The organism is Burkholderia sp. Ac-20345 (assembly GCF_017104825.1).
In the GTDB taxonomy this organism is placed as follows: Bacteria; Pseudomonadota; Gammaproteobacteria; order Burkholderiales; family Burkholderiaceae; genus Burkholderia; species Burkholderia lata_B.
In genome coordinates, this window is record NZ_JAAGPO010000354.1 from 1 (window position 1) to 5283 (window position 5283).

At 63.3% G+C, this 5283-nt stretch carries 4 protein-coding genes and 2 pseudogenes; 3 read left to right on the top strand and 3 right to left on the bottom strand.

What is annotated here, in order from left to right; genetic code table 11:
* The coding region (locus tag G3O06_RS46375; protein ID WP_241020593.1) for a sugar ABC transporter permease at positions 1–876 on the top strand (876 nt) is incomplete at its 5' end.
* Between the two features lie 17 nt (positions 877–893).
* Complete coding sequence (locus tag G3O06_RS46380; protein ID WP_089484760.1) at positions 894–1745, top strand: carbohydrate ABC transporter permease; 852 nt, start codon at positions 894–896, stop codon at positions 1743–1745.
* A 176-nt stretch (positions 1746–1921) separates the two neighbouring features.
* Here the strand turns inward: G3O06_RS46380 and G3O06_RS46385 are convergent, their stop codons facing one another.
* From G3O06_RS46385 to glcC, 3 genes and pseudogenes are all read right to left on the bottom strand, one after another.
* On the bottom strand, positions 1922–2854 hold the full coding sequence (locus G3O06_RS46385; RefSeq protein ID WP_174972797.1) for an MBL fold metallo-hydrolase: 933 nt from the start codon (positions 2852–2854) through the stop codon (positions 1922–1924).
* A 548-nt stretch (positions 2855–3402) separates the two neighbouring features.
* Positions 3403–3831: pseudogene (locus G3O06_RS46390) on the bottom strand (DUF6306 domain-containing protein); the annotation flags it as partial.
* Between the two features lie 259 nt (positions 3832–4090).
* Positions 4091–4861, bottom strand: coding sequence for a transcriptional regulator GlcC (glcC, locus tag G3O06_RS46395; RefSeq protein WP_043186328.1), 771 nt, complete (start codon positions 4859–4861; stop codon positions 4091–4093).
* Positions 4862–5080: 219 nt separating this feature from the next.
* Here glcC and G3O06_RS46400 point away from each other — a divergent pair.
* Positions 5081–5283 (top strand): annotated as a pseudogene (locus tag G3O06_RS46400) (FAD-binding oxidoreductase); the annotation flags it as partial.

The following is a 5283-nucleotide window of genomic DNA, read 5'->3' on the forward strand; positions in this document are numbered from 1 at the left end:
TCACTGCCCGCGCGCCGCCCGTCGCCCGCCGTGCGGCGGCAACGGCGCGCCGCGTGGCTCTTTCTCGCGCCGGCCTGCGCCATGGTTGCCGTCTATGTGATCTGGCCGATCCTGTCGACGCTGTGGCTGAGCCTGTACAACTGGGACGGGATGACCGAGCGTACCTTCGTCGGTGTCGCGAACTACGTCGAACTGCTGCATGCGTCGACGTTCTACACCGCGCTGCGCAACAACGTGATCTGGCTCGTGCTGTTCATGCTCGCGCCACCGCTCGGTCTCGCGCTGGCGTTGTACCTGAACCAGGCAGTCGGCGGCATCCGGCTCGTGAAGTCGCTGTTCTTCGCGCCGTTCGTGCTGTCCGGCGTGGTCGTCGGCCTGATCTTCTCGTGGTTCTACGATCCGACGTTCGGGCTGCTCGCGCTGATCGCCGGACACGGCATCCCGGTGCTCGGCGATGCGCGCTACGCGACGCTCGGCATCGTGTTTGCCGCGCTGTGGCCGCAAACCGCGTACTGCATGATCCTGTACCTCACCGGCCTCACGTCGCTCAACCCGGAACAGATCGAAGCCGCGCGGATGGAGGGCGCGCGCGGATTCGCGCTGCTGTGGCATGTGGTGCTGCCGCAACTGCGGCCGACCACCTTCATGGCGATCGTCGTCACGGTGATCGGCGCGCTGCGCAGCTTCGACCTGATCTCGGTGATGACGAGCGGCGGTCCGTTCGAGAGCTCGACCGTGCTCGCGTATTACATGTACGACCAGGCGATCAAGTACTACCGGCTCGGCTATTCCGCGTCGATTGCGGTCGTGCTGTTCGCGATCATGCTCGTCTACATCGTGTTCCAGTTGCGCCGCCTGCTGCGCAACGAGCAATAACCTGACCGGTGGCCATCATGTTTCCGACTCCCGTTGCTCAATGGAAGCCTGTCTCGCGCAGGCTGTACAAGCTGTCGCTGCCCGTTGCGCTGCTGATCTGGCTGCTGCCGATGATCGCGGTGTTCGTCACGTCGGTGCGCTCGACCGAGGAACTGGTCGAAGGCCACTACTGGGGCTGGCCACGGCACTTCTCGATGATCGAGAACTATCGCGACGCGCTGACGACGTCGCCGATGCTGCATTACTTCTGGAACAGCGTGCAGATCACGGTGCCTTCTGTGATCGGGTCGATTGCGCTGGCGGCGATGGCGGGGTTTGCGCTGGCGACTTACAAGTTTCGCGGGAGTACCGCGCTGTTCGGGACGTTCGTTGCCGGTAACTTCGTGCCGGTGCAGGTGTTGATGATTCCGGTGCGGGACTTGTCGCTCAGGCTCGGGGTGTTCAATACCGTCGAGGCGTTGATTCTTTTTCATGTCGCGTTTCAGACGGGGTTCTGCACGCTGTTTCTGCGCAACTTCATCAAGCAGCTGCCGTTCGAGCTGATCGAGGCGGCGCGGATCGAGGGCGCGGGGGAATGGACGGTGTTCTGGCGGATCGTGCTGCCGTTGATCCGGCCCGCGTTGGCTGCGTTGGCGATTCTCGTTTTTACGTTCGTGTGGAATGACTACTTCTGGGCGCTGTGTCTCACGCAAGGCGATGAAGCCGCGCCGATCACGGCAGGCGTCGCCGCGTTGAAGGGGCAATGGACGACGTCGTGGAATCTCGTGTCGGCCGGGTCGATTCTGGCGGCATTGCCGTCCGTCGCGATGTTCTTCGCGATGCAGAAGCATTTCGTGGCGGGGCTGACGTTTGGTGCGACCAAAGGCTGAACACGCGCAGCCCCGCGTATTCGTATCTCCCCCTCCGCATCGTGAGGTTGCCCGCTTCGGCGGGCTTTTTTTGTTGCCGATGCCGCGGCGGCGGCGCGCGATCGTCTACAAAAAACCGCGGCAAGCCTCGTGGGCACACGGCAGTCTCATGACGATCGCCGACAGTCGTTCAATGATCAGTAGTCCCACAGAACCGGCACAAAGCGAAACCCGTCACCGTTCTTTGCGATATGACCGATGGACGGAAACGCGACGTGCGCTGCAGCCAGTAGTGCACCGGTTTCGGCGGCTTCATTGAACAGCGCGAAACGCACGGCGGCAGCCGCTTCAGGATCGTGCTCGAAGCCATTTTGCCACTCGGGATGATCGAAGTTGACTTCGAAAATCGCATCGCCTGCGAACGTGAGCTTCTCGCCGTTCGATGCGACGTCCACGACGCAATGCCCTGGTGTGTGTCCACCCGTCACGCGCGCCGACACACCTGCCGCGACTTCGACGGTCTGGTCGAATTGCACGATATTTTCGCCGTAGAGTGCCACGAACTTGGCGGCAGCCTTGCGGAGTGCCGGCGGCACCGTTTCCGGCATCACCGTCTTGCTGAAGTCCGGATTTTTCCAGAACGCCACTTCCGCGGCCGACACGTGAACGCGCACGTCCGGGCGCAGCCTGGCCTTGACGCCGTCGACGTTCAGCCCGCCGACATGATCCATGTGCATATGGGTAATCACGATATCGGTGATCGCGGACAAGTCGATGCCGGCCGATTCCAGCCGCATCACCGACTTCCCGGCGCGCGAGAAGTATTCGAAGCCGTCGCCCACGCCGGAGTCGATCAGGATCAGGCGTTCGCCGCTGCGCACGAGCGCGATGTTCAGCGCCCAGTCGAACATGTCGCGTTGCAGGAAGCGGCCGTCGAACCATGCGTTTCGGTCCGCCTCGCTCACGTTGGTGGACATGGTGGTGGTCGGCAGCGGCAGCACGCCGTCGCTGATCAGCACGACGTCGACGTTACCCACGCGAACGGCGTAGCGGGACGGCACGAGTTCGCCCGAACCTTCCTTGCCAAGGTCGGCGGTAACCGGCTGAACATTGCGGGTGGTTTCGCTCATCTTCCATAGTCCTCGTCATCAAGTGGGGGAAGCCGCGTTGCAGGGTGCAGTTCAAGTGCACGACTGCGCACTTCGCGCGCTTCGTTTGGCTCGCCTTTCAACTGGCTTGAGACGGATTGTAGTCAGGGGGACGAATGCCGGAAGCACCGGGAGGGCACACATCATGTTGTCCTTGCGACAACAATCGACAACGGGCAGTCAATGAGAAGCAATGCGAGTGGCGGGCTTGTCGACCAGCAGTTCGATGACCGCTCCGCTTCATATCTGAAGGCCGTTTCATAACGGCAGCCCGGCTGCGCCGGAGGGTGTTTCAGCGAATCGGGAAGCGAGCGTAGCGAAGCACGGTGAAGGTCGGCACGGCGCCTGGGACGAACACGGAGGCGCCGAAGGTGATGCAGTCGGACGTGCATGCGCGCATCCGTTCGCTTGCCGCTTGCGAGTTAGGGTCCCCTTGCGAAACGCGAAGTTGCGTGCCGCCCTTCGGCCGCATTCCACTATTCCGCACCGCCGCTACCCGGCCATCGCCGAGGCGCCTTCCCGCACCGCCGCTACTCCACGCTCCCCGCCCCGTTGTTCCTCAACCGCACATCCACCGCCCCGATATTTTTCTCATGCGCAACCAGCATCAACGACAGCGCGTGATGAATACCCGGCTCCGCGAGCGTCGGCAGCAGCGTCTGCAGTTTGCGCACGACCCAGCGCTGGCCGCGGTTCAGGAACGCCATCCGCTCGGCCAGATCGCCGATCGCCATCGCCTTCTCGTAGAACGCGCCGGTTGCGCGTGTCGGGACGGCATCGAGCGACCGGATCGCCTCGACGAGCACGCTGCACCAATGCGCCTCGTCCTGGCGGATATGGGCGATCAGCCGATGCAGTTCCGGATCGCCTGTCACCTCGGCCGCCGTCTCGGACGCCACGCGCGCACCCGCACGCTCGGCCTCCAGCAGTTCGTCGAGCGCCGCCAGCAGCGCGGTGCGGCTGTCATGCGGAATCGGGTCGGTGCGGGCGTCCGGCCCGTCGTCACGCGTCGGAATCGACATGCAGCGTCCTCCTGTCAGGATCAGGATCGGTGGCGTATCACGCTCGACGGTACACAACGCGTGTTGCACGAATGTGCCGCGGCCATGACGGGATCGCCCATCCAATACATCACATTGTGACATATTGAATCGTGGTGTCGCGTCGGTAGCGAGCCACGCTTGATCTGTGTCATCACGCGAGCGTGCCTGCGCCTGCTCACGTCCACCCCTCAAGCCGCAACGTCGAACGCACCAACCGCTGCTCCTCCTGCTCGATCTCCCGCAGATACTCGACGCATTGGCGAATATGCTCGCTCGCCGCCTTGCGCGCCTGATCCGGCAACCGCCCGGTCACCGCGTTATAAAGCCGCGCATGCTGCCGATCGATCTGCTTCTTCAACGGCTCGCGGTGATAGAGATTGTTCACCGATGCAAACACCGAACTCAGCAGCAGATCCGTCAACGACTGCAGTGTATTCACAAGCACCGGGTTATGCGACGCCTCACAGATCGCAAGATGAAACGCATGATCGAGCTTCGCGCGTGCAGCCGGGTCGAGATCCTGCGCATCGGCCGCGGTCATCTCCTCATAGCGACGCTTGATCAGGATGAAATCGGCCGGCGTACCGCGCAGCGCCGCGAGCCGTGCGGCCTCCGTCTCGAGCATCCCGCGCACCTCGAACAGGTCGTACAGCGTGCGCGGTTGCGAGCCGAGCAGATGCATCATCGGCGTGATCTCGCGTTGCGGGGTCAGGCTCGCAACGAACGAGCCCTTGCCGTGCGTGGTGTCGATGATGCCGCGCGCACGCAGCAGTTTCATCCCTTCACGCACGGCCGTGCGCGACACGCCGAGCTTCTCGGTCAGCCGCCGTTCGGACGGTAGCGCCTGCCCGGCCTTCAGCACGCCATCGACGATCAGCTTCTCGATGCGCTCGGCAACGACGTCGGCCACGTTCCGCGCCGGGCCTGCTCGATCCTGCATTTCCATACTGGTATGACCACTTCGGAAGGATATCGGTAATTTTCCCACAAAGCCTTGTAGTCATTCAGTTTTATGGCAATCGAGACAGCCGCCTTCTGGCCATCCTGTAAAAACTGGTATGACCACATTCGACACGTCTGGACACGCGCGCGCTACCCGCCAAGAATCCATCCCTTCCGGCGTGCCGCGCTTCGCGCAGCCGCCTGCATGGTGGAGACAACCCCGATGAGTTTCACCTACGACGAACGGATCGACGGCCCGCTGGCGACCGTCGGCCGCGACACACTCGTCGCCGCATTGCTCGCGGCGGCGCCCGGCCTCGACGTGCTGCACGAACGCGAGGCGCTCAAGCCGTTCGAATGTGACGGCCTCGCCGCGTACCGCACGGTGCCGCTCGCGGTCGTGCTGCCCGACACGGTCGAGCAGGT

Bases quoted from the DNA above. Each gene is read 5' to 3' on its own strand.
- G3O06_RS46385 (WP_174972797.1), bottom strand. From the start codon at position 2,854: ATGAGCGAAACCACCCGCAATGTTCAGCCGGTTACCGCCGACCTTGGC.
- G3O06_RS46380 (WP_089484760.1), top strand. From the start codon at position 894: ATGTTTCCGACTCCCGTTGCTCAATGGAAGCCTGTCTCGCGCAGGCTG.
- glcC (WP_043186328.1), bottom strand. From the start codon at position 4,861: ATGGAAATGCAGGATCGAGCAGGCCCGGCGCGGAACGTGGCCGACGTC.